Genomic DNA, 22,674 nt, shown 5'->3' with positions numbered 1-22,674 from the left:
CGAGACCCTCGGCCGCTCCGCCCTCCCGCTCCCCCGGCCCGCACCCTCCGCCCTTCCGCGCCCGCGCTCCGGCCGGGCCCTTCGCCAACCCCCCCCCGCCCGGCCCGGGGCCGTCGCCCCGGGCTTCAGGACAGCTTCGCGAGCCTGCGGTGGGCCGCCGCCAGGGAACGGCCGCGGCCCGGAGTCTCCCGCCAGGGATCGTCCCGCCCGAGGCGCTCACCGATCGTGGCGACGGTCCACCGCCGCGCGGTGAGCCGGGGATCGTCGAGTTCGGCCCAGCTCAGGGGAGTGGCGACGGGAGCGCCGGGCAGCGCCCGGACCGCGTAGGGGGTGACGGCCGTCTGGCCGTAGGCGTTGCGCTGGACGTCGAGGTAGAGGCGGCCCTCGCGGGCCTGTTTGCGCGCCGCCGTGGTGAGCCGGTCGGGGTACCGGTCGGCGAGGAGCCCGGCGGCGTCGCGGGCGAACGCGCGGGCCTCGTCGAACGTGGTGCGGCGGTCCAGGGCCACCACGACGTGCAGCCCCCGGGAGCCGGTCGTCATCAGGGCACCGGGCAGGTCCAGCTCGTCGAGCAGCGTATGCAGGAGCGCCGCCGCCTCCCTGGCCCGCCCGAAGTCGTCGCCCGGTGGGTCGAGGTCGAAGACCAGCCGGTCGGGGTGGTCCGGCCGGTCCGCCCTGGAGAGCCAGCGGTGCGGGGTGACGCACGCCTGGTCGACCAGGTAGAGCAGGGTGGCCAGGTCGTCGCAGACCGGATAGGCGACGGTGCCGCCCTCCTTGGCCAGTTCGGCGCGGTGGATCCACTCGGGGAAGTGGTCGGGGGTGTTCTTGTGCATGAAGCGCCCGCTACCGATCCCGTCCGGGTACCGTTCGAGCATCAACGGACGGCCCCGCAGCTGGGGCAGCATCCGCCGTGCGACACCGCGGTAGTACGCGGCCAGGTCTCCCTTGGTGATGCCGTCGCCGGGGAAGAGCTCCTTGTCGACCCGTTTGATCTCGACGGCCCGGCCGCTCGCCCTCAGGGTCCGTGTGTCCGTCATCGATTCCTCTCGTCGAGCTCGCCGGCCTCGTCGCGGGGCCTGATGACGTCGAGGAGTTCGAGCAGGTACAGGAAGGCGGCGGCCATCGGCCCGTCCTCGGTCTCCTCGCGTACGCGGTCCCAGTCGACGCGCTCGCGCAGCCCCCGTGCGACCGGGAGCAGCTTGCCGTAGTCGCAGTGGTGCTCGGACAGCGCTGCCAGCCGCCCGATCATGAGGTCGGTCGGGTCGATGACCGGCATGTGCACCGAGTCCACGGGAAGGGTCCACGCCCGTTCCAGCAGCTCGGTGGTGACGGGCCGGCCCGCCATGGAGAAGATCAGGTCGATGTGTTCGCCGCCCCTGCGGGCCTTCACCAGCCAGTCCTCCGGCGGATCGACGATCTCGATCCCGTGGTCGCGCAGCAGGCCTGTCACGGTGTCGGCGTCCTCGCGCCGCACGGCGAAGTCCGTGTCGTGCTGGAGCCGGACCGGGATGCCGTAGGCGTAGGCCGCGACGCTCCCGACCAGGGCGAACGGGCATTCCGACGCCTTGAGGACGCCGGCGATCTCCTTGGTGACCTCCAGGATGGCCTGGGTGTGGTCCCGGGGGAGATCCTCTTCCGATCGCCCGTCGCCCGCGCGCGCCGCGAATCCCGCCAACCTGGCGGGAAGCGGGCCCGCCGGTGACGGGTGGACGCCCGCGTGGCGGCCTTCGACAAGGTTCATGGAGCTTCCTCCTCACGGATGCCGCCACTGCTCGACGAGGGGCGGGGATGTGCGCCTACCCCGTACGCCGGGAAGAACGCGTGCGCGGACGGCGGTCCCCGGCACGGCCGGATCCGAGCGCCGTCGCCGCACCTCCGCCGACCGGAGGGGCGGCGCGATTGCCCGGGACGTACCCGGGCAGACGCCCTGGACGCCGTCCCCCCGAGCGAAGGCGGGCGATCGACGACGAGCCCCAGCGGGGCGACCCACCGTGTGGTCCCGACAGCACCGCCGCCCTTCTGCTGAAGGGCTACACCTGGCTTCCGGACCTGCGGCGCCGCCACGACGGCGCCGCCGTGAGGACGCGCCTGCTCGGCCGGCCGGTACGGGTCCTGAGCGGCCCACGGGACGTGGATCTCTTCTACGACGAGCGGCACGTCCGCCGTGCGGGCGCCCTGCCGGGGCCCGTACTGGACACCCTCTTCGGCCGCGGCGCCGTCCACACCCTGGACGGCGCGGAGCACCACGTGAGGAGTGGCGCGCGGCGATGACACGCCGCCGGGGCGAGGAGACGGTGCTCTTCGACGAGGCCGCGTACGTCCTCGCCCGCGCGGTGGGCTCCTGGGCGGGGCTGCCGCCGGCCGACGAGGCCACGACGCGGAGGCTCGCGCGGGACTGCGTCGCGATGGTCGACGGCTTCGCCACTCCCGGCCCGAGGCATCTGCGGGCCCGCCGTGCGCGGGCCCACCAGGAGCGAAGGATCGCACGTGCCGTCGAGGAGGCGAGGGCTCGTCCCTCCGGCGCGTCCCCCGCGACGCCGTTCCAGGCCGTCGTCGCGCACCGGGACGTCGACGGCACTCCGCTCGACGCCCCGACCGCGGCGGTGGAGCTGCTGAGCATCGTGCGCCCCGCGGTCGCCGTCGCCTGGTTCGCCGCCTTCGCGGCCCAGGCCACATGGGGAGCCGGACGAGGGGCCGCCGGGCCCGGCGACGTACGCGAACGGCTCGCGGACGAGTCGTCGAACGGTACGGCCTGGCCTTCGTGCAGGAGGTGCGGCGCTTCTACCCCTTCGTGCCGTTCCTCGGCGGGCTCGGCACGGACGGCCTGGGGCCCGACGGCGAGCGGTTGCCCGACGGCGCCATGCTGTTGCTCGACGTGTTCGGTCAGGACCACGACCCCGGCCTCTGGGAGGATCGCTACCGCTTCGTACCGGAGCGTTTCCTGGGCTCGTCGGCCGATTGTGCGCGGCTGATGGTCCCCCAGGGAGGCGGCCCCCGGGAGGGCCACCGGTGCCCGGGCGAGGAGGCCGACACGCTCCCGCCCGCCGCGGTTGGTCGCACGGCCGGCGGGCAGCCGCCGGGAGACACGGGAGGGGCGCCGCGCGCGGTCGGCCGGGCCCGACGGGGCGGACCCGGGCCGCGGCCCCGTCCCCGAGAACGACCACCCCGGCCCGGGAGGCCCAGGACGTCAGGAAGCAGCGACAGCGGACCCGGCCCCGAGGCGTACGACGCGACGCCCTGCCTGCCGACCCGCGGGGGCCTGCCGGCACATCGCCGGGCCGCCGCAGACTGCCGGGGCTGCCCTCTCTACCGGGACGCGACCGGCACCGTCTTCGGGAAGGGCGACAAGGACGCGCGCGTGATGCTGGTCGGCGAGCAGCCGGGCGACCAGGAGGACCGTGAGGGCGTCCCCTTCGTGGGGCCCGCCGGACGCCTGCTCTTCCGGGCCCTGCGCGAGACGGGGATCGACGAGGAGGGCCTGTACGTCACCAACGTGGTCAAGCACTTCGAGTTCACCCGGGACGAGACCCGCGGACGCCGGATCCACAAGACGCCGAGCCTGCGGGAGACCCTCGCCTGCCACCCCTGGCTGGAAGCCGAACTCCGCCTTGTCGCACCAGAGCTGGTCATCGTCCTCGGTGTCACGGCGGGCCGGGCGCTGCTCGGTCCTTCCTTCCGCGTGGGCACCGACCGCGGAGTGCCGAGGCCGCTGCCCGGCGCGGAGGACGGAGCACGGGTGCTCGCGACCGTGCACCCCTCCGCCGTGCTCCGCGCCCCGGACAGGGAGACCGCGTACGAGGGCCTCGTCGCGGACCTCAGGACCGCGGCCGGACTCCTCTGACTCCGACCCGTCCGCCATCCGGCACCCGCCCCCGTCCACCGTCCGACCCCCCCACGTTTCCGGGACGGACCCCCGGGCAGCCGCTCGGTGGGAACGAACCGGACCGGACGGGCGTGGCCCGCGAGACGAACGGAGGCGACCCGCCATGACGAAGGCGACGGTCGGCGACCACCTGCTCGACCGGCTCCGCGCCTGGGGCGTCAGTCATGTCTTCGGCTACCCGGGGGACGGCATCAACGGGCTCCTCGCCGCCTGGTCGCGGGCCGGGGACGACCCCCGGTTCATCCAGGCACGGCACGAGGAGACGGCCGCCTTCGCGGCCGTCGGCCAGGCCAAGTTCTCCGGCCACGTCGGAGTCTGCGTGGCGACCTCGGGTCCCGGCGCCGTCCATCTCCTCAACGGCCTGTACGACGCCAAGCTCGACCACGTCCCCGTCGTCGCGATCGTCGGCCAGACGGCCCGCAGCGCCATGGGCGGCTCCTACCAGCAGGAGGTCGACCTGCACGCACTGTTCAAGGACGTGGCGAGTGCCTACCTGGAGACCGTCACCGTCCCCGAGCAGCTCCCGAACGTGCTCGACCGGGCCGTCCGCACCGCTTACGCGCGCCGCGCCCCCACCGCCCTGATCATCCCGGCGGACGTCCAGGAACTGCCGTACTCCCCACCGGAACACGCCCACAAGATGGTCCCCTCCAGCCTCGACGTGAGCGGCTGGGCGCCGGTGCCCGACGACGGCTCCCTCGCCCGCGCCGCCGACCTCCTCAACGAGGGCGAGCGGGTCGCCGTGCTCATCGGACAGGGCGCGGCGGGCGCCGCCCGGGAGGTCGAGGAGGTGGCCGGACTCCTCGGCGCGGGCGTCGCGAAGGCGCTGCTCGGCAAGGACGCACTGAGCGACGAACTGCCGTACGTGACGGGCTCCATCGGACTGCTCGGCACCCGCCCCTCGTACGAGATGATGCGGGACTGCGACACCCTGCTGACGATCGGCTCCAGCTTCCCGTACTCCGAGTTCCTGCCCCCGTACGGGCAGGCGCGGGCCGTCCAGATCGACATCGACCCGCACATGATCGGGCTGCGCTACCCGTACGAGGTCAACCTGGTCGGGGACGCGGCGACCACCCTGCGCCGGCTGCTGCCGCTGCTCGCCCGCAAGGAGGACCGCCGCTGGCAGGAGACCGTGGTCACCGGTATGCGCCGGTGGAGGACGGTCATGGAGCGCAGGGCCGGCCTCTCCGCCGACCCGGTCAACCCCGAGTACGTGGCGGCGGCCCTCGACCCGCTGCTGCCCGACGACGCGATGATCACCTCGGACTCCGGCTCCATGGCCACCTGGTACGCGCGCCACCTCACGATGCGCGGCGCCATGCGCGGCTCCCTCTCCGGCACCCTCGCCACCATGGGCTGCGCGGTCCCGTACGCGATCGGTGCCAAGTTCGCCCACCCCGACCGGCCCGCCATCGCCCTGGTGGGTGACGGAGCCATGCAGATGAACGGCATGGCGGAGCTGATCACCGTCGCCAAGTACGCAGGCGAGTGGACCGACCCGCGGCTCGTCGTGGCCGTGTGGAACAACCAGGACCTGAACCAGGTCAGCTGGGAGCTGCGGGCCCTCGGCGGAACGCCCCCCTTCGAGGCCTCGCAGTCCCTCCCCGACGTGCCGTACGCCGACTTCGCGCGCTCCCTCGGGATGACCGGCATCCGCGTCACCGACCCGGGCCGTGTCGAGGACGCCTGGCGTGAGGCCCTGGCGACGGACGGGCCCTCGGTCCTGGACTTCCGTACCGACCCCGCCGTGCCCCCCGTACCGCCGCACGCCACCTGGGAGCAGATGGAAGCCACGCTCGCCTCCCTCGCGCACGACGACGGCAGCCGCGGTCACGTCGTCGTCCAAGGACTCAAGGCGAAGGCACAGGAACTGCTGGGGCGCGGCCACGGCGGGCGCTGACGGGCGTCCGCCGGCTCCCGGACGGGGCCCGTCCGGACGGTTCGGACGGCTCCGGCGGGGCAACGGCAGAACAGGACGCCGACGGGAGAACGGCGGGAGGTGTCCACGATGGACGAAGCCCGGCTCTCGGAACGAGAACGACGCATCCTGGCGGAGATCGAGGAGCAGCTGGACCAGGACCGGACACTGGCCCGCCGACTGCGGTCGACACGCGACCGGCCGCGTCCGCGCCCCGCCACCGGCGCGCGCGGACGACTGGCCGCCCTCGGGCTCGGCCTCCTCTGCGCCGTGACCCTGGTCCTGCTCGTGCTGGCCGTCGCCACCGAGGCCCCGCTCCTGATCTGGGCCTTCGCCGCCAGTTGGGTCCTGACCCTGGTCCTCCTGCTGCGTCGGGTCGTCCGCTGGTCGAGGCGCGTGGCCGCCACCCGGGCACCCGAGAGGTGACGCGCGCTCCGCTCCGGGGTTACGAGGGGCCTCGACCGGGTAGCCGCGCAGCCGTCCCGGTGCTCCACCGACCGAGGGAGATGACCGCGATGGTGCACGACACGATCAGGGTGGAGGCCCCACTGCGCGAGGTCTACGACCAGTGGACACAGTTCGAGGATTTCCCCCGGTTCATGGACGGTGTGGAAGAGGTCCGGCAGCTCGACGACCGGCACTGCCACTGGCGGACGAAGGTCGCAGGGGCGACCCGTGAGTTCGACACCGAGATCGTCGACCAGCTCCCCGACGAGCGGATCTCCTGGCGCACCGTCGGCGGAGACGTCAGGCAGAAGGGTGTCGTGACCTTCGAGCGCGTCGACGACTCCCGCACGGAAGTGACCCTGGCGATGGAGTTCGAACCGGAGGGCATCGCGGAGAAGGCGGCTGCGGCCGTGGGCCTGATCGACAGCCGCGTCGGCAGCGACCTCCTCCGGTTCAAGGAGTTCATCGAGGACCGCGACAGGGCGACCGGCGCCTGGCGCGGCCGGCTGCGGCCCGCCGAAGCGGCGGATGCCACGGAGGAGCGGGGCGCCACCGCAGCGGCGGACGCCGACGCCACCGCGGAGGCCGCGCCGCCCACGACACCGTCCGGCACCTCGCCCGGCGACCCGCCCGGTCCCGCGTCCCGCCCGATGCCCGTGGACCCCGGGCACCTGTAGCGGGACGGAGGGCCCGGCCGCCGTCGCCGACCGGGGCCCGAGGAGGTCGGCACCCGGGCGGTACCGGCGACGGAAGGAGGCTCGCGATCCATGCAGGGTGACAACCGAGCGGAAGCATCCGTCGGAACGGAGAGCATCGGAACGGCCCACGGCGCGGCCGACGCCGGACCGGTGCGCCCGCTGGACGTCCACGTCCGGCCCGGCACCCCCGCGGGGACGGTCGTACTCGTCGTGAAGGGGGAGCTCGACTACGGGACGGCGGCGCCGCTGCGCGACGCCCTGAGGGAGAACACCGGGGACGGCCGGCTCGTCGTGGACTTCTCGGGGCTGCGGTTCTGCGACTCGACCGGCCTCAACCTGCTCCTCAAGGCACGCCTGGGAATGCTGGGCGCCGGGGGACGGCTCGACCTCGCCGGACTGCGGGCCTCGGTCGACCGCATGTTCGATATCACGGGGGCCCGGAAGGTGTTCCGGGTGTACGAGGACGCCGACGACGCGCTCGCGGACACGGGCCGGACCCCGGGGCCTCCCGCCCGGTGATCCTCCGCCCGGGCGGAGGACCGGCGAGGATCCTAGAGTGGAGTGGTGGGGCACCGGCAGGCATCCCCGTCCCGGTCCCCGGCGCGCACAGCCCCGGACGTGAGGTCGGTCCTTCATGGTAGAGCGCAGAACAGCGCACCCCGGCGGCGAGCAGCCGCGTGTCCGGAGCGGTGAGAACGGCGAGGGCGACGACGACGGCCTTCAGCGCCTGCTCGTCGGCCTGACCGCCGTACGGGACGGCGAGCTCTCCGTACGCCTCGCCGAGGGCTCGGACGGCGTCCTCGGCGAGATCGCCGGGGTCTACAACGACATGGTCGACCGGCTCTCCCTGCTCACCTCGGAAGTCACCCGCGTGGCCGGAGAGGTCGGCGGCCAGGGCCTGCTCGGCAGCCGGGTGCGGGAGGCACGGGCCCGCGGGGTGTGGCAGGAGGTCACCACCGGCGTCAACACGATGGCCGACAACCTCACGTCACAGGTGCGCTCCATCGCCCAGGTCGCCACCGCCGTGGCGCGCGGCGACCTCACGCAGAAGATCCGGGTGGACGCCCGCGGCGAGGTCCTGGAGCTGAAGGAGACCATCAACACCATGGTCGACCGGCTCTCCTCCTTCGCCGAGGAGGTGACCCGGGTGGCCCGCGAGGTCGGCACCGAGGGCAAGCTCGGCGGCCAGGCCACGGTGGGAGGGGTGTCCGGCACCTGGAAGGACCTCACCGACAACGTCAACTCCATGGCCGACAACCTCACCAACCAGGTGCGCAACATCGCCCAGGTCACCACCGCCGTCGCCCAGGGCGACCTGACCACCCGCATCGACGTCTCCGCGCGCGGCGAGATCCTGGAGCTCAAGACCACCATCAACACCATGGTCGACCAGCTGTCCTCGTTCGCCGCCGAGGTGACCCGGGTGGCCCGCGAGGTCGGCACGGAAGGGAAACTCGGCGGCCAGGCGGAGGTCGAGGGGGTCTCCGGCACCTGGATGCGCCTCACCGAGAACGTCAACGAGCTCGCCGGGAACCTCACCCGCCAGGTCCGGGCCATCGCCGAGGTCACCAGCGCCGTCGCCGAGGGCGACCTCACCCGCTCCATCACCGTCGACGCCCCGGGCGAGGTCGGCGAGCTCCGCGACAACATCAACGCCATGGTGGAGTCCCTGCGCGTCACGACCCAGGCCAACCAGGAACAGGACTGGCTGCAGACGAACCTCGCCCGGATCACCGGGCTCCTCCAGGGGACGCGCAGCCTCCCCGAGATGGCCGGACTGGCCATGGCCGAGGTGCCGCCGCTGGTCTCCGCGCAGTACGGCGCCTTCTTCGTCGCCGAGGAGGACGAGCGCGGCCCCGGCCTGGTCATGGCGGCCTCGTACGGGCTTCCCGACGTGGCGCAGTACGGCGAGCCGCGCCGCTTCCGCCCCGGCGAGGGCCTCGTGGGGCAGGCGGCACGCGGCCGGCGCCCCCTCGTCGTCGACCCGGTGCCGCCGGGTTACGTCACGATCTCCTCCGGCGTGGGCTCCGCGGAGCCCCGCGCCCTGATCGTGCTCCCGATCGTGGTCGAGGACCAGGTCCTCGGCGTGGTGGAACTCGCCTCCCTGCACCCCTTCACGCGCCTGCGCCGCGACTTCCTCGACCGGTTCGTGGACAGCGCGGGCGCCGTCCTCAACTCCCTCGCCGCCAACCTGCGGACCGACGCGCTGCTCGGCCAGTCGCGCAGCCTCGCCGACGAACTCCGCTCCCGAACAGAGGAGTTGCAGGCCCGACAGCGCGAGCTCCAGCGCTCCAACGCCGAACTCCAGGAGAAGGCGGCGCTCCTCGCCGACCGCAACAAGGACATCGAGTCGAAGAACCGGGTCATCGAACAGGCCCGGCAGGAGCTGGAGACCCGGGCCCAGCAGCTCTCGCGCACCTCCATGTACAAGTCCGAGTTCCTGGCCAACATGAGCCACGAACTCCGCACCCCGCTCAACAGCCTGCTCATCCTCGCCCGGCTGCTCGCCCAGAACCCGGACGGCAACCTGACGCAGAAGCAGGTCGACTACGCGGAGGTCATCCACTCGGCCGGATCCGACCTGCTCCAGCTGATCGACGACATCCTGGACCTCTCCAAGGTGGAGGCGGGCAAGATGGAGGTCAGGCACGAGCCGTTCGCCATGTCCCAGCTCCTGGAGTACCTGGAGTCGACCTTCGGCCCCGTCGCCGACGAGCGCGGGCTCGACTTCTCCGTGACCGTGGCACCCGACGTGCCCGGATACCTCACCACCGACGAGGGACGGCTCCGCCAGGTGCTGCGCAACCTGCTCTCCAACGCGCTGAAGTTCACCGACAAGGGCAGCGTCGCGCTGACCGTCGAGCACACGCCCCCCGGCGAGGCCCCGGCCGCCCTGCGCGACGGCCGGCCGGTCCTCGCCTTCCGCGTCACCGACACCGGCGTCGGCATCCCCGCCGACCGCCTCCGCCACATCTTCGACGCCTTCCAGCAGGGCGACGGCACCACCGCCCGCCAGTACGGCGGCACCGGCCTCGGCCTCTCCATCAGCCGCGAGGTCGCCAGACTCCTCGGCGGCACCATCGCGGTCGAGAGCACGCCCGGCCGGGGCAGCACCTTCACCTTCCACCTCCCGGAGCGCGCGGGCCGCCACGAACCGGCCCTCACCGGGCCGGCGGACGACCGGGAGGACGACGAGGAAGCCCCCGCGAGCACACCCGTCGGCGCCGGCGGTCCGGAGCGGCCCGGAAGCACCGTCCTCGTGGTCGACGACGACACACGGAACGTCTACGCGCTCACCGAGGTCCTGGAAGCGCAGGGACTGCGGGTGCTGACCGCAGACGGAGGCCGCCGCGGCATCGACCTGGTGGCCGAGCACGACGAGATCCGGCTGGTGCTGATGGACGTCATGATGGCCGGGACGGACGGCTACCGGGCCATCGAGGAGATCCGGCGGCTCCCCGGCCGCGCCGACCTCCCGATCATCGTCGTCACCGCGAAGGCGATGCCGGGCGACCGCGCCGGCGCCCTGGAGGCGGGCGCCGACGACTACCTCGCCAAACCGGTCGACCAGACGGAACTCCTGGTCAAGATCCGGCGCCGCCTGACGAACCGGCCCGCCGGATGACGTGACCGGCAGGCCGCCTCCACCGGCCGGCCGCCGACACCCAGGACCCGCGTCCGGGATCCGTGCTTGGGACCCGTGCTCAGGTCCCGCTTCCGGGGCCCGGCTCCCGCAGCCGCACCGCCACGACGCTCGTGTCGTCGTCCGTGTCCCCCGTCACCATGCCGAGCAGCTGGTCCACCAGCTGCTCCAGGTCCTCCACGGCGGCGAGTTCCTCCGCCGCCGCGACCAGCCGGCCGAGGCCGGACCCCAGGCTGTCGTGGCGCCGCTCCACCAGGCCGTCCGTGTACAGGAGGAGGGTGTCCCCCGGCCGCAGCGCGGTACGGCGTTCCTGGTACCGGGCCGAGACCATCGCCCCGAGCAGGATGTCCTGCGGCGGGTCGAGCAGCGCCGCCCGGCCGTCCCTGAGCAGCAGCAGCGGCAGATGCCCCGCGCTCGACCAGACGAGCTCACCGCTCCCGGGGTCGTACAGCGCGCACACCGCCGTCGCCGTGCTCCCGCCGCCCGTCCGCAGCGTGACCTCGTTGAGCCAGCCCAGCAGCTGCCCGGGGCCCTGTCCGGTGAAGGCGAGCGCACGCTGCGCGTTGCGCAGGGCGACCATGCCGGTGACGGAGTCGATCCCGTGCCCGGCGATGTCACCGACGGCCACCAGGACCTTCCCGCTCGGCAGCGGCAGCACGTCGTACCAGTCGCCGCCCACCTGGTACTCCTCCGCCGCCGGCCGGTACCGGGAAGCCACCACCAGACCGCCGGGCAGCTCCTGGAGGGCGGGGACCTCCGGGACGATCGCCGCCTGGAGCTGGAGGGCGAGCTGATGACGGACGTCCGCCTGGTCGCGGACGGCGGTGAGGCGGTCGAAGGTCGCCGTCAGGGCCAGCTCGGTGCGCCTGCTCGCCGACACGTCCTGGTAGACCCCGACGCAGCCGGTGACCTTGTCGCCGTCGAGCAGCGGCTCCGCCGCCACCCGGACGTGGCGCACCGAGTCGTCGGGGAGCACGACCCGGAGCACCGTCTGCGCCCCCGCCCCGCGTTCCGTCAACGTCGTGAGCAGGCCGGTCAGCGCCTCACCGTCGTCCTTGTGGATCCGCCCGCGGAGCGCCAGGAGCGGCACCGGCGGCTCGTGCCGGGACATTCCGAAGATTCCGTACGCCTGCTCGGACCACACCGTCTCGCCGCCGTCCAGACTGTCCTGGAAGGTCGCGACCGTCTGCAGCCTCGAAACGGCCCGGTCCACCGCGAGCCCCGGGTCGACGGCGGTGTGCCAGAGGACCACGGTCCGCTCCGCGCCGGCCGGCAGGACGCGCACGTCCAGGAGCGGCACGGGAGGTACGTCCGGCCCGGCCCTGACCGTCACCGGAAGCCGGGCGGCGTGCTGGGGACGCCGCGCGCGGCGGGCCCGCCGCACCAGGCGGGCGAGCTCCCGGTGAACCAGCGGGAAGACGCGGGACAGGGACCTGTCGTTGGTGGGGAGCGGGCCGCCGAGCGCGGCGACCGCCTCCTCGTTGGCGTGCTCCACGATCGGCGCGCCGGACGTGCCGCGGGTCCGCAGGAGCGCCGCGGGACCGGTCAGGGCGTCGAGGACGTCCAGGAGCACCGGGGTGGCGGGCTCGGGGGAGTCGGGGCGGTCGAGGACCGTGCTCGCCACGGTCATGAGGCCGGTGACGGCCCGCCGCGTCCGGACGTCGAACTCCACCGGCTCCGGCCAGCCGACCAGCGCCAGACCGATCGTGCCGCCACGCCGCCGCAGCGGCACCAGCGCGCGGGCCGCGACCGCCGAGGCCCCCGGCAGCGCGGCCGCGTCGGCCGCGTCGACCGGACCGCCGCCCAGCCACCGGGGCGCGTTCTCGACGAGGGCGGCCCGCATGGGCTCCGGAGCCACCGGGGGGATGCCGTGCCAGGCGACGGCCTCCGTGGCGGAGACCCCGGCGCAGCCGGCCAGCCGCAGGTGCCCTCCCTCGGCGCACCGCCACAGCCACAGGCTGTCCGCGCCGAGCAGGGCGAGGCCGCCTTCGAGGAGCGTACGGGCCGCCTCGCCCACGCTGTCCGCCGTCTCGGCCGCGGCCGCCGTGCGGCGCAGCCGGCGCGGTGGCAAGAGCGGGGCCGGGCCCGGGTCGGCGTGCGGGTCGCCGGGTGCGGCGACGGCGTTCACGATGTCGGCGGCGAGGTCCTCCGGCGACGTGCCCGTCGCCCTGGCGAGGTTCTCCAGGTGGTCGGCCGCCTCAACCGTGGACTGCCCCAGCTGGGCGGCGAGCATTCCGGTGGCGAGATCGATCAGATGGCGGCGCGCCACCGCCTCCCGCAGGCGCCGGTTCTCCGCGGCGAGCCCGGCGAAGCCGGTCGCCGCCCCGGCGGCGGACGCCTCTGAGGAGCCCCCGGAACCCGTCAAGGCGACCTCCGATCCGCCCTCGCGCACATGTCTGGAGAAACCGCGCGTACGCCTACGAATTCTACCCGCGCTCTCCCCCCGCGCGGCCGGGAGGACCGATGCCCCGGCGCTCCCCGGGCCCCTCGAGGAGCAGGCCGTGGAGCAGCGGGGAACAGCGGGGAGCAGCCGCCCGACGGGCGGAGAACCCGGGTCGGGCGTCCGCTCCCGGCCCGGCGGCACAGCCGGGACAGGTGCCCGGAGCCGCGCCGCCGACCGGGATCACCGGCTCAGGCCAGGTCGAACCGGTCGAGGTTCATCACCTTGACCCACGCCGCCACGAAGTCACGCACGAACTTCTCCCCCGCGTCCTGGGACGCGTAGACCTCCGAGAGGGCCCGGAGCTGGGAGTGCGAACCGAAGACGAGGTCGACGGCGGTGGCCGTCCACCTGACCTCACCCGTGGCACGGTCCCGGCCCTCGAACACGTTCTCGGTCTCGGTCGACGGCTTCCACTCCGTGCCCATGTCCAGCAGGTTCACGAAGAAGTCGGTGGTCAACGTCCCCGGCCGGTCGGTGAACACGCCGTGCCGGGAGCCCCGGAAACCGGCGTCGAGGGCCCGCATGCCGCCGACCAGGACCGTCATCTCCGGAGCGGTCAGCGTCAGCAGATTGGCCCGGTCGAGCAGGAGCGTCTCCGGCGACAGCTTCTCTCCCGCCCGGAGGTAGTTGCGGAAACCGTCCGCCTTGGGTTCGAGCACGGCGAACGTCTCCACGTCGGTCTGCTCCTGCGAGGCGTCCGTACGCCCCGGCGCGAACGGGACCGTGATGTCGTACCCGGCGTTCCGCGCGGCCTGCTCGACGGCCGCGCAGCCGCCCAGGACGATCAGGTCCGCGAGCGACACCTTCACCCCGTCGGTCCGGGAGTCGTCGAAGTCCCGCCGGATCCGGTCGAGGGCCTCCACCGTCCCCGCCACCTCCGGCAGGTCGTTCACCTCCCAGTCCCGCTGCGGCGCGAGGCGGATCCGCGCCCCGTTGGCCCCGCCGCGCTTGTCGGTGCCGCGGAAGCTCGCCGCCGACGCCCACGCGGTGGTGACCAGCTGGGGGAGGGTCGGTCCCGAGGCGAGGATCCGGCTCTTCAGGTCGGCGACGTCCGCGTCCCCGACCAGCTCGTGATCGACCGCGGGAACCGGGTCCTGCCACAGCTGCGGCTCGGGGATCCACGGGCCGAGGTAACGGGAGAGCGGCCCCATGTCGCGGTGGAGCAGCTTGTACCAGGCCTTGGCGAAGGCGTCCGCGAGCAGGTCCGGGTTCTCGTGGAAGCGCTTGGCGATCGGACCGTAGACGGGATCCAGCTTCAGCGCGAGGTCCGTCGTCAGCATCATGGGCGCGTGCCGCTTCGACGGATCGTGGGCGTCCGGCACCGTGTCCCGGGCCGACGGGTCCGTGGGCGTCCACTGCTTCGCGCCGGCCGGGCTCGTGGTCAGTTCCCAGTCGTACCCGAACAGGTTGTCCAGGTAGCCGTTGTCCCACTTCGTCGGCTCGGAGGTCCACGCGCCTTCGAGGCCGCTGGTGAGGGCGTCGGCGCCGGTACCGCGGCCGCACGTGTTCCGCCAGCCGATGCCCTGCTGCTCGATGGGGGCGGCCTCGGGCTCCGGACCGATGCACGAGGGATCGACCGCGCCGTGGCACTTGCCGAACGTGTGGCCGCCGATGATGAGGGCGGCCGTCTCCTCGTCGTTCATCGCCATGCGCCCGAACGTCTCGCGAATGTCCCGGGCGGCGGCGATCGGATCCGGATTCCCGTCGGGGCCCTCGGGATTGACGTAGATCAGTCCCATCTGCACGGCCCCGAAAGGACCGGTGAGTTCCCGGTCGCCGCTGTAGCGCTCATCTCCGAGCCAGGTGTCCTCGGGCCCCCAGAAGACCTCCTCGGGCTCCCAGATGTCCTTCCGGCCGAAGCCGAAACCGAACGTCTTGAACCCCATGGATTCCATGGCGCAGTTCCCGGCGAAAACCAGGAGATCGGCCCAGGAGATCTTCCGGCCGTATTTCTGCTTGACCGGCCAGAGCAGACGGCGGGCCTTGTCGAGGCTCGCGTTGTCCGGCCAGCTGTTGAGCGGAGCGAAACGCTGGGCGCCGGAGCCGCCACCGCCCCGGCCGTCCTCGATGCGGTACGTCCCCGCCGCGTGCCAGCTCATCCGGATGAAGAGAGGCCCGTAGTGGCCGTAGTCGGCGGGCCACCACTCCTGTGACGCCGTCATCACCTCGAAGACGTCCCGCTTCAGCGCGTCGACGTCCAGGGTCGCGAATTCCCTCGCGTAGTCGAAGTCCGCTTCCATGGGATCGGACTGGGGCGAATTCTGGTGGAGCACCTGGAGGTCGAGCTGCTCCGGCCACCAGTCCCGGTTCGTCCTGGGGCGGGTCGGCGCGGGGGCCGGGGAGGGGATTGCCGGGTTCTCGCTTTCGCTGCCGGACACGTCCGTCCTTCTTCCTGTCGCGGTGTTTCCGTCCGCCGGCCGCCTGCTCCTGACGTCGTCCGCATTTCGTGGGTCAGGAATGCGACTCGGCGTCCGTATGGTCGCGCACCGCGTACCCCGCCGCTAAGAGAACACGCAGGGCGTCACCGCGCAACAAGAAGTCGCGTGCGAAAGTTGTGGCGGCCCCGCCGGGTTCAGAGCCCGGCGACCTTGGAGCTCGCCGACAGCTCGTACACCAGGGTGACCGTGCGGCGGCCGCCGGGCGGCAGGGTGACGTCCCAGCGGACGATGCCCTCGGCGTCGACCGCGTCGGGCGCGGGCGAACAGGCCTCCTTGCGCAGGCGTACCTCCACCGCCGAGACCTCGGAGACGGGGATCCGCTCCCGGAGGACGACCACCCGTTCGCCGAGCTCCCCCGGCGCGGAGAACCGGGACAGGTGCAGCCGGACCGTGCGGGTGACCACGGTCCGCTGCGTGAGGCCGGCGGTGTCCCGGGACTCCTCGGTCTCCCGGACGACCCGGTGGTCGTCGCGACTCCCGAAGGCGAGCTCGACCGGGGCACCGGGAGTGGTGAAGTCCAGCGTGCCGCGACCGATGAAGCCACTGCCGCGCACCAGGTCCACCGGCCCCGCGAGCAGCGCGTGGCCGGACCGGTTGTCGAACCGCACCACTTGGGTGACCAGCGGCGACACCTCGGGCGAACAGGCGTACTCGCTGCCCGCCGCCGTGGTGAAGGCCGAGAGCGGCACCCGGTGGGCGCGGCCGTCCGAGGGCACCGAGACCGGCTCGGGACAGTGCAGCACACGTGCCTCGCCACCGTCGTCGACGCCCGGCAGGCCGAGCACCGGGGCCGGTCCGAGGTCCCCGATCTCCTCCTCGCGCAGCTCGACGTCGACCGTGCGCCGCTCGGCGGCCGTACGGTCCTTGAGCGTCAGCCGGTCCTCGGTGAGCCGCGGCGGATCGGTGGCCAGGGCCGACCTGGCCGTCGACAGCGTCAGCCGTGCGTCCGACCAGTCCTCGCCGGTGTGCTGCCAGACCACCGCCTCGGTCTCGAGCGTCAGGGAGCCGCCGTCGAGCACCGCCCGGTAGGCGGGCCTCCACAACGCGCACGGGGTGAGGTGGCTCAGCCGCAGCCCGGCAGGACCGGCGGCCGCGGCCTCCACGGTCAGTTCGATGTGACCGGTCAGCTCGGCGGGTTCCTCCTCGGTGAGACCCATGGCCCGCTGTACGTCGCCGAGTTCGGCGGCGAGCGCGGTCAGCCGGGCCTCGACGGTACGGAGCTCCTCGCCGTAGGTGTCGCGCTCGGCGTCCACCCGGTCCAGTTCACGGGCCCAGCGTGGCCCTTCGCTCTCCCCGGAGCCGGCGCCTTCGGCGATCTCCCGCAGGACGTCCGCGGCGAGGCGGCCGAGGAGGTCGAGGCGGGCCCGCAGCCGGTCGCGCCGCTGCTCCAGGACGAGCCGCTCCTCCTCCAGGGCGTGCTCGCGGTGGCGCAGGGCGAAGCCGTCGCCGGCCGGCGGTCGCGGCCCTCGCGGCGTCCAGTCGCGGACGACGCGCACGTCGAGCACGGTGGCCGGGGGGCCGGAGGTCAGCTCGGCGTGGAGGGTGCGGTCGACGGCCAGCGCGCTGACCGGCCCGAGGCGCAGCCGCTGGACGCCGGCCTCCAGGTCGAGCACGACGGACCGCTCGACATGCGCGCGGTCCTCCAGACAGGTGACGGCGGTGACGGGGACGGCGATCGTCTTCGAGGCCGTGGACATGGGGTGTCTCAGCTCCTGCGGTTGCCGCCGACCAGGGCTTTGCCGGCCGGGATGCGGATCTCGTAGCCGCCGTCGAGGGCGGTGGTGCCACCGGCGGGCAGGTCCACCCGCCAGACGCGGGTGCCGGGGGCGTGCCGCTCGGGTCCCGCGCCGTCCACGGGCGCCGTCCAGCCGGCTCGCTCCTCGATCCGGACGTCCGGCTCGGAGGCGACGGGCACCCGCTCGCGGACCTCGACGGTGACGGGCCTCGCGAGCCGGTTGGCCAGCTCCACGTGGACCTGGTGGTCGAGCACGGTGATGTGGTTGCGCAGCCCCGTGGTCGACTCGCGCAGGTTCGTACGGCGGGTGACCCGGATGCCCTCGGCGGGCCCGAGCCCCACCCGGCGTACGCCACCGGGGGCGAGCGTGGGCAGCGCGGCGGTCAGCAGGAAGTCGTCGTCGACGGTGACCTCCACCGGGCCGGCCAACAGGGCCTGGTCGGTGGCGTTGGAGAGCACGAGCGTCGCGTACACGGTCTCCTCCACGGAGGGCACGCAGAGGTACTCGGTGCGCAGACCGACCGGGATCTCCGCGACGGTGACGGTGTGCCAGGTGCCGTCCGAGGGGACGTCGGCGCGGGCGGCCGCGTCGTAGCGGTGGTCGAAGGAGCCCGCCGACTCGCGGGGCCGCACGGCGTGTCCGGGCAGCGGCAGCGCGGCCACCGTCTCGGCGCGGCGGCGGTACTCGTCCGCCACCCCGTCGAAGGGCGCCGCGGGGAACAGGCGGCCGCGGCGGCCGCCCGGCTCGTCGGGGCCGCACAGGGTCAGGGCGGCGTAGTCGAGTTCGGCGCCGCTCGGCTGCGGCGGACCGGCCGGCGGCGGTGGCGGCGCGGCCGCGCCGGGGGGCGCCGGGGCCATGGCGGGGGCGGGCGCCGCCGTGCGGGGCCGGCCACCGGCACGCGGCCGGGCACCCGGCTGCCCGGGTGTTGGCCCCATGCTGGTCTCCAGGCGATCGATCGTCCCGAAGGCGTCGGGGGCGGAGCCGTACGCGGCGCCCGGCGCCGGGGGCGGTGCGCCGTAAGCCTGCGGCGGGGGCGGCGGGGGGCCGCCGTAGCCGGTCGACGGCGGCGGCGGAACCTGGCCGTACGCGATGCCTCCCGGTACGGCCCCGGGCGCGGAGCCGGCGCCACCGGCGGCCGCGCCTACGGCAGCCGGGCCACCGGCGGCCGTGACGGGCCGGGGACCGGCCGCCGCGTACCCGGTGAACAGGTCGGCGAGGCCCGCCGGAGGCTCGCGCCAGCCGGAGGGCGCGGGGGCGGCCTGGCGGCGTCCGATCCGGACCGACCGCAGCTTCGGCAGGTCGGTGCGGCGCCGCAGGTCGGCGGTGGCCAGGGCGACGCGCACCCCGGTCCAGTCCTCGCCGGTGCGCTGGGCGACCGAGGCGCGCAGCACCAGACGGCCGGTGTCGTCGCCCTGACGGTGGGTGAGACGGTAGGCCGGGACCCAGACGGCACCCGGCACCCCGTACTCGAGGTCGAGCTCCACCTCCGCGTCGTCGGCGCCGACGAGGGTCAGCAGCGCGGAGACCGTGGTGTCCACGTGTGCGGACGGCGCGTCGGTGGAGGCGCGGGCGAGGCCGTCGGCGGCGACGTCGAGCTCGTGCTCGACATCGAGCAGTTCCTGTTCCAGTTCGACGAGACGGGCGTGCAGCCCGGTCAGTCGTTCGTCGACGAAGTCGGCGAGTTCCAGCCACGCGTCGACCGGGGTACGGCGGTGCGGATCGTCGCGCTTGCGGGCGGGCGGCACCGGGCGCAGGCCCCTGACCTCCGCGATCAGATCCAGCTGCCGGTCCCGGCGGCCGCGCGCCGCCGCCGCCGCGTCGCGCAGCCGCTCGACCTCGCGCCGCGGCGCGTCGGGCACCTCCCCGCCGTCGGTGCCGGGGGCCTCGACCTCCACCCGCGCCTCGGTGACCCGTACCTCCGACGTGCCCAGGACCCGGGCGCGGAGGGAGCCGGGGTCCATCGAGCGGGGCAGCCCCGTCACGCGGACCCGGCCGTCCGCCGGGACGCTGCCCCGGGCCAGCCGGTGGCAGAGCGCGCCCCGCGCGTACACCACGACCGAGTCGAGGGTCGATCCCCACCTCTGTGCCGTATCGGTCGCCATGTGCCGGCCCCCCGTCGCGTCCATGCTGAGCGAAGCCTACGCCGGAGCGGCCCGCGTGTCGGCAGGGGTTCGGAGAACGGAGCGCGGAAAGACCACCGACGGGACGGGACGAGACGGGGACGGGCTCGTCGCGACCGGGAAAGTCGCAGGTCGGCGTCGTGTACGAGAGGAGCCGTGGGCACGTGGCCGGGGGCTTCGGTGGTTGGGCGGCGCCCGGGGTGGGACGCTGAAGGTGGGGGTCCGTGCCGACGAGTCTCGGGAGGGACCGATGGGACGTGATGTCCCGGCGCTGGAGTTCACCCGTGACGACCGCCGCCGGTTCCGGAACAAGGTGCGCATTTGCCTCGACGTGTTCGCACGGATGCTGCGCGAGTCACGGTTCGACTTCGAGCGGCCGCAGGTCGGTCTGGAGATCGAACTGAACCTCGTGGACACCGATGCCGAGCCCGCCATGCGCAGCACGGACGTCCTGGAGGCGATCGCGGATCCCTCCTGGTCGACCGAGCTCGGCCGGTTCAACCTGGAGATCAACGTCGAGCCGAGGCTCCTCGCGGCGGACGGCCCCGACCCCTGGGAGCAGGAGATCCGCCAAGCCCTCAACCACGCCGAGGAGAAGGCCGCGGCGATCGGCGCGCATCTGGTGATGATCGGGATCCTGCCGACGCTGGAGCTGAAGGACGTCGGTCCCGAGTCGCTCTCGGAGAACCCGCGGTACCACCTGCTCAACGAGCAGATCTTCGCGGCGAGGGGCGAGGACCTCCTGATCGCGGTGGACGGCGTGGAGCGCCTGCGGACCTACGCGGAGACGATCACGCCCGAGGCGGCCTGCACCAGCACCCAGTTCCATCTGCAGGTCGCCCCGGACGAGTTCGCCGACCACTGGAACGCCGCCCAGGCCATCGCGGGGGTGCAGGTGGCCCTGGCGGCGAACTCGCCGTTCCTGTTCGCCAAGGAGCTGTGGCGCGAGACCCGCATCCCGCTGTTCGAGCAGGCCACCGACACCCGGCCCGACGAGATCAGGGTGCAGGGCGTACGGCCGCGGGTCTGGTTCGGAGAGCGATGGATCACCTCCGTCTTCGACCTGTTCGAGGAGAACGCGCGGTACTTCCCCGCGCTGCTGCCCCTGTGCGACGACGAGGACCCGGAGGAGACTCTCGCCCGCGGCGGAACGCCCGACCTCGCCGAACTCACCCTCCACAACGGGACGGTCTACCGCTGGAACCGCCCCGTCTACGCCGTCGTCGACGGCGTCCCCCATCTGCGGGTGGAGAACAGAGTGCTGCCCGCCGGCCCCACGGTGGCCGACGTGCTGGCGAACGGCGCCTTCTACTACGGGCTCGTCCGCGCCCTGGTCGACGAGGACCGGCCCGTCTGGTCGCGGATGTCGTTCGCGGCGGCGGAGGAGAACCTGCACACGGCCGCGCGGCACGGCATCGACGCGCCGGTGTACTGGCCGGGCATGGGCGAGGTCCCGGTGACCGAGCTGGTGCTGCGGCGGCTGCTGCCGCTGGCGGACCGGGGCCTCGAACGGCTGGGCCTGGACGCGGCCCGTCGGGAGCCGCTGCTCGGGGTCATCGAGCAGCGGTGCGTCAGCGGCCGCAACGGCGCGGTGTGGCAGTCCGAGATGTTCCACCACCTGCACGACACCGTCCATGTGGACCGGCACGAGGCGCTGCGGCGGATGACGCGGCAGTACATCGAGTACATGCATATGAACGCTCCGGCGCACACCTGGCCGGTCGAGTGACCTCCGCTCCTGCACGGACGCCCGCGCGCACGACCGGGCCGGGCGGCCCCCGAGGGGACCGCCCGGCCGTCGGTCTGTGAACTCTCCGAAGCCGTCGGACCTTCCGCCGATTACGGCGACTCCGGTGGGCTTCTCGGCTAGAAGACGCTCACGCCGTACGCACTCAGCGCCTCCGTCACCGGCTGGAAGAACGTCGTGCCGCCGCTGGAGCAGTTGCCGCTGCCGCCGGAGGTGAGGCCGAGCGCGGTGGTGCCGGAGAAGAGCGCGCCGCCGCTGTCGCCCGGCTCGGCGCAGACGTTGGTCTGGATCATGCCGTAGACGATGTCGCCGCCGCCGTAGTTGACGGTCGCGTTGAGGCCGGTGACGGACCCGCCGCGCAGACCGGTGGTGCTGCCGCTGCGCTGGACCGACTGGCCCACGTAGGCGTTGCCCGCCGCGGTGATGTCACGGTAGCTGCCGTTGTAGAGGTAGACCCGGCCGTCCGCCGCCGAGGCGTTGGAGTGGCGGATGATGCCGTAGTCGTTGGTCGGGAAGCTGGAACCGGTGCGGGTGCCGAGCACCGTGGTGTTGGCCGAGTTCGTGTACCAGGTGCTGCCGATGTTGGTGCAGTGGCCTGCCGTGAGGGCGTAGTAGGTGGAGCCGCTGCGGACGTTGAAGCCGAGCGAGCACCGCCCGCCGCCCGCGTAGATGGCCTGACCGCCCGCGATGAGCTTGTTGAACGTGCCGGGCGTCCGCTTGATCTCCAGGGAGGCGGCGCGGTCGCCGGCCGCCTTCTTGATCTTGGCTATCTCGGCGGCGGAGACGGTGGAGTCTGCGGTGAGGACGATCTTCCCGGTCGCCTGGTCGGTGTACCACGCGGTGCCGGGTACGTCGGCTCCGCGTACGGCCTCGTTCGCGGCGGCGAGCTGGGTGGCGGTGGCCCGGCCGTTCTCGGCCGTGGCGGCGGACGAGGACGGGACGGCAAGCGCCGAGGCGGCGAGCAGCGCGGAGGCCACGGCGATCAGCCGTGCGCCCTTGGCGGCGCCGCCGAGGGGGGACAGACGCTTGAGGTTCACTGGATCCTCCGGTGGGGGAGTGGGGGGACCGCTGGGTGGGCGACCCCTTGGTGCGAGGAGCGGGACGGTCCACGACGAAGGGGTGATGCGCCATGGACCTGTCAAGCTCGACAGGGGAATCCTCGAATCCGGGCGGCCCCGGCGGCAAGAACGCCTTTCGGCCCATCTACGCGCGTCCGTGGGGGTGGTGGGGCGACAGGTCCGGACCGCACCCCGACCGCCGGCTGTGACGGGAGTGGCGAAGCGGGCTCGCGCAAACGCTTGCGAAAGTTTGCTGACGGTCCTTCAGGAGCTTTTCGGACGGGCGGAGTCGCCGGGGAGATTAGGCTCGCCGAAGCGGAAGGGCCTGTACCGATTCTCCAGTTCAGCCGCCGGAACGTCCCTGCCGTCACACGCGGCGCACCGCCGTCGCCGGGCCTCGACGCCCGGGGCCCGGCGATCGCGCGCCGGAGGGGTAGCGGGTGCACAGATCCGGTCGTCGTGCCGGATCGGTCCGTACGCGTGAACGGCGTCCTTCCGTGACGGAACGGAGGCAGGCCATGGGCTCCTGACGTACGCATGGGC

The 22,674-nt window shown here is 73.5% G+C and carries 16 protein-coding genes; 9 read left to right on the top strand and 7 right to left on the bottom strand.

What is annotated here, in order from left to right; translation table 11 throughout:
• Positions 1 to 125 precede the first annotated feature (125 nt).
• Positions 126 to 1,034, bottom strand: a complete 909-nt coding sequence (ligD, locus tag ACFWUY_RS11405) for a non-homologous end-joining DNA ligase (protein WP_384105526.1) — start codon at positions 1,032 to 1,034, stop codon at positions 126 to 128.
• Entirely contained in the window at positions 1,031 to 1,738 is a 708-nt protein-coding gene (locus ACFWUY_RS11400; RefSeq protein ID WP_384105523.1) for a nucleotidyltransferase family protein, read from the bottom strand. Before ACFWUY_RS11400 ends, ligD begins: the two co-directional genes overlap by 4 nt.
• A 335-nt stretch (positions 1,739 to 2,073) precedes the next feature.
• Here ACFWUY_RS11400 and ACFWUY_RS11395 point away from each other — a divergent pair, with 335 nt between their 5' ends.
• The 8 genes from ACFWUY_RS11395 (at position 2,074) to ACFWUY_RS11360 (ending at position 10,571) form a co-directional block, all read left to right on the top strand.
• Positions 2,074 to 2,268: a hypothetical protein gene (locus ACFWUY_RS11395; protein ID WP_384105520.1), complete on the top strand. Its 195-nt coding sequence runs from the start codon at positions 2,074 to 2,076 to the stop codon at positions 2,266 to 2,268.
• The gene (locus tag ACFWUY_RS11390) at positions 2,265 to 2,969 is read left to right on the top strand and encodes a hypothetical protein (RefSeq protein WP_384105517.1); all 705 of its coding nucleotides are present in this window, start codon (positions 2,265 to 2,267) and stop codon (positions 2,967 to 2,969) included. Before ACFWUY_RS11395 ends, ACFWUY_RS11390 begins: the two co-directional genes overlap by 4 nt.
• A 269-nt stretch (positions 2,970 to 3,238) precedes the next feature.
• Entirely contained in the window at positions 3,239 to 3,838 is a 600-nt protein-coding gene (locus ACFWUY_RS11385; protein ID WP_384105552.1) for a UdgX family uracil-DNA binding protein, read from the top strand.
• A 145-nt stretch (positions 3,839 to 3,983) separates the two neighbouring features.
• Complete coding sequence (locus tag ACFWUY_RS11380) at positions 3,984 to 5,783, top strand: thiamine pyrophosphate-requiring protein (protein WP_384105514.1); 1,800 nt, start codon at positions 3,984 to 3,986, stop codon at positions 5,781 to 5,783.
• Positions 5,784 to 5,891: 108 nt separating this feature from the next.
• Positions 5,892 to 6,227, top strand: coding sequence for a DUF3040 domain-containing protein (locus tag ACFWUY_RS11375; RefSeq protein WP_384105511.1), 336 nt, complete (start codon positions 5,892 to 5,894; stop codon positions 6,225 to 6,227).
• Positions 6,228 to 6,316: 89 nt separating this feature from the next.
• A complete protein-coding gene (locus ACFWUY_RS11370; RefSeq protein WP_384105508.1) occupies positions 6,317 to 6,925 on the top strand; it encodes an SRPBCC family protein in 609 nt (202 codons plus the stop codon).
• A 90-nt stretch (positions 6,926 to 7,015) separates the two neighbouring features.
• The gene (locus ACFWUY_RS11365; RefSeq protein ID WP_384105506.1) at positions 7,016 to 7,465 is read left to right on the top strand and encodes an STAS domain-containing protein; all 450 of its coding nucleotides are present in this window, start codon (positions 7,016 to 7,018) and stop codon (positions 7,463 to 7,465) included.
• A gap of 115 nt (positions 7,466 to 7,580) precedes the next feature.
• Entirely contained in the window at positions 7,581 to 10,571 is a 2,991-nt protein-coding gene (locus ACFWUY_RS11360) for a HAMP domain-containing protein (protein WP_384105503.1), read from the top strand.
• Positions 10,572 to 10,650: 79 nt separating this feature from the next.
• On the opposite strand, the gene ACFWUY_RS11355 is transcribed toward ACFWUY_RS11360, so the two are convergent.
• The 4 genes from ACFWUY_RS11355 to ACFWUY_RS11340 all read right to left on the bottom strand — a co-directional run bounded on the left by ACFWUY_RS11355 (position 10,651) and on the right by ACFWUY_RS11340 (position 19,308).
• Positions 10,651 to 12,954 carry a SpoIIE family protein phosphatase gene (locus tag ACFWUY_RS11355; RefSeq protein WP_384105500.1) on the bottom strand — a complete coding sequence of 768 codons (2,304 nt, stop codon included), beginning with the start codon at positions 12,952 to 12,954 and terminating at the stop codon, positions 10,651 to 10,653.
• A gap of 266 nt (positions 12,955 to 13,220) precedes the next feature.
• On the bottom strand, positions 13,221 to 15,410 hold the full coding sequence (gene katG / locus ACFWUY_RS11350; protein ID WP_384105497.1) for a catalase/peroxidase HPI: 2,190 nt from the start codon (positions 15,408 to 15,410) through the stop codon (positions 13,221 to 13,223).
• Positions 15,411 to 15,604: 194 nt separating this feature from the next.
• Positions 15,605 to 17,167: a mucoidy inhibitor MuiA family protein gene (locus tag ACFWUY_RS11345; protein ID WP_384105494.1), complete on the bottom strand. Its 1,563-nt coding sequence runs from the start codon at positions 17,165 to 17,167 to the stop codon at positions 15,605 to 15,607.
• A gap of 8 nt (positions 17,168 to 17,175) precedes the next feature.
• Positions 17,176 to 19,308, bottom strand: coding sequence for a DUF4139 domain-containing protein (locus ACFWUY_RS11340; RefSeq protein ID WP_384105491.1), 2,133 nt, complete (start codon positions 19,306 to 19,308; stop codon positions 17,176 to 17,178).
• A gap of 268 nt (positions 19,309 to 19,576) precedes the next feature.
• Between ACFWUY_RS11340 and ACFWUY_RS11335 the strand changes: the two genes are divergently transcribed.
• Positions 19,577 to 21,055, top strand: coding sequence for a glutamate--cysteine ligase (locus ACFWUY_RS11335; RefSeq protein WP_384105488.1), 1,479 nt, complete (start codon positions 19,577 to 19,579; stop codon positions 21,053 to 21,055).
• A 137-nt stretch (positions 21,056 to 21,192) separates the two neighbouring features.
• Here the strand turns inward: ACFWUY_RS11335 and ACFWUY_RS11330 are convergent, their stop codons facing one another.
• A complete protein-coding gene (locus ACFWUY_RS11330; RefSeq protein ID WP_384105485.1) occupies positions 21,193 to 22,110 on the bottom strand; it encodes a S1 family peptidase in 918 nt (305 codons plus the stop codon).
• Positions 22,111 to 22,674 lie beyond the last annotated feature (564 nt).

Source organism: Streptomyces sp. NPDC058664 (genome assembly GCF_042716635.1).
Taxonomy (GTDB): Bacteria; Actinomycetota; Actinomycetes; order Streptomycetales; family Streptomycetaceae; genus Streptomyces.
Note: the sequence above shows the minus strand (reverse complement) of the source record. Positions and strands in the feature narration are given on the sequence as shown.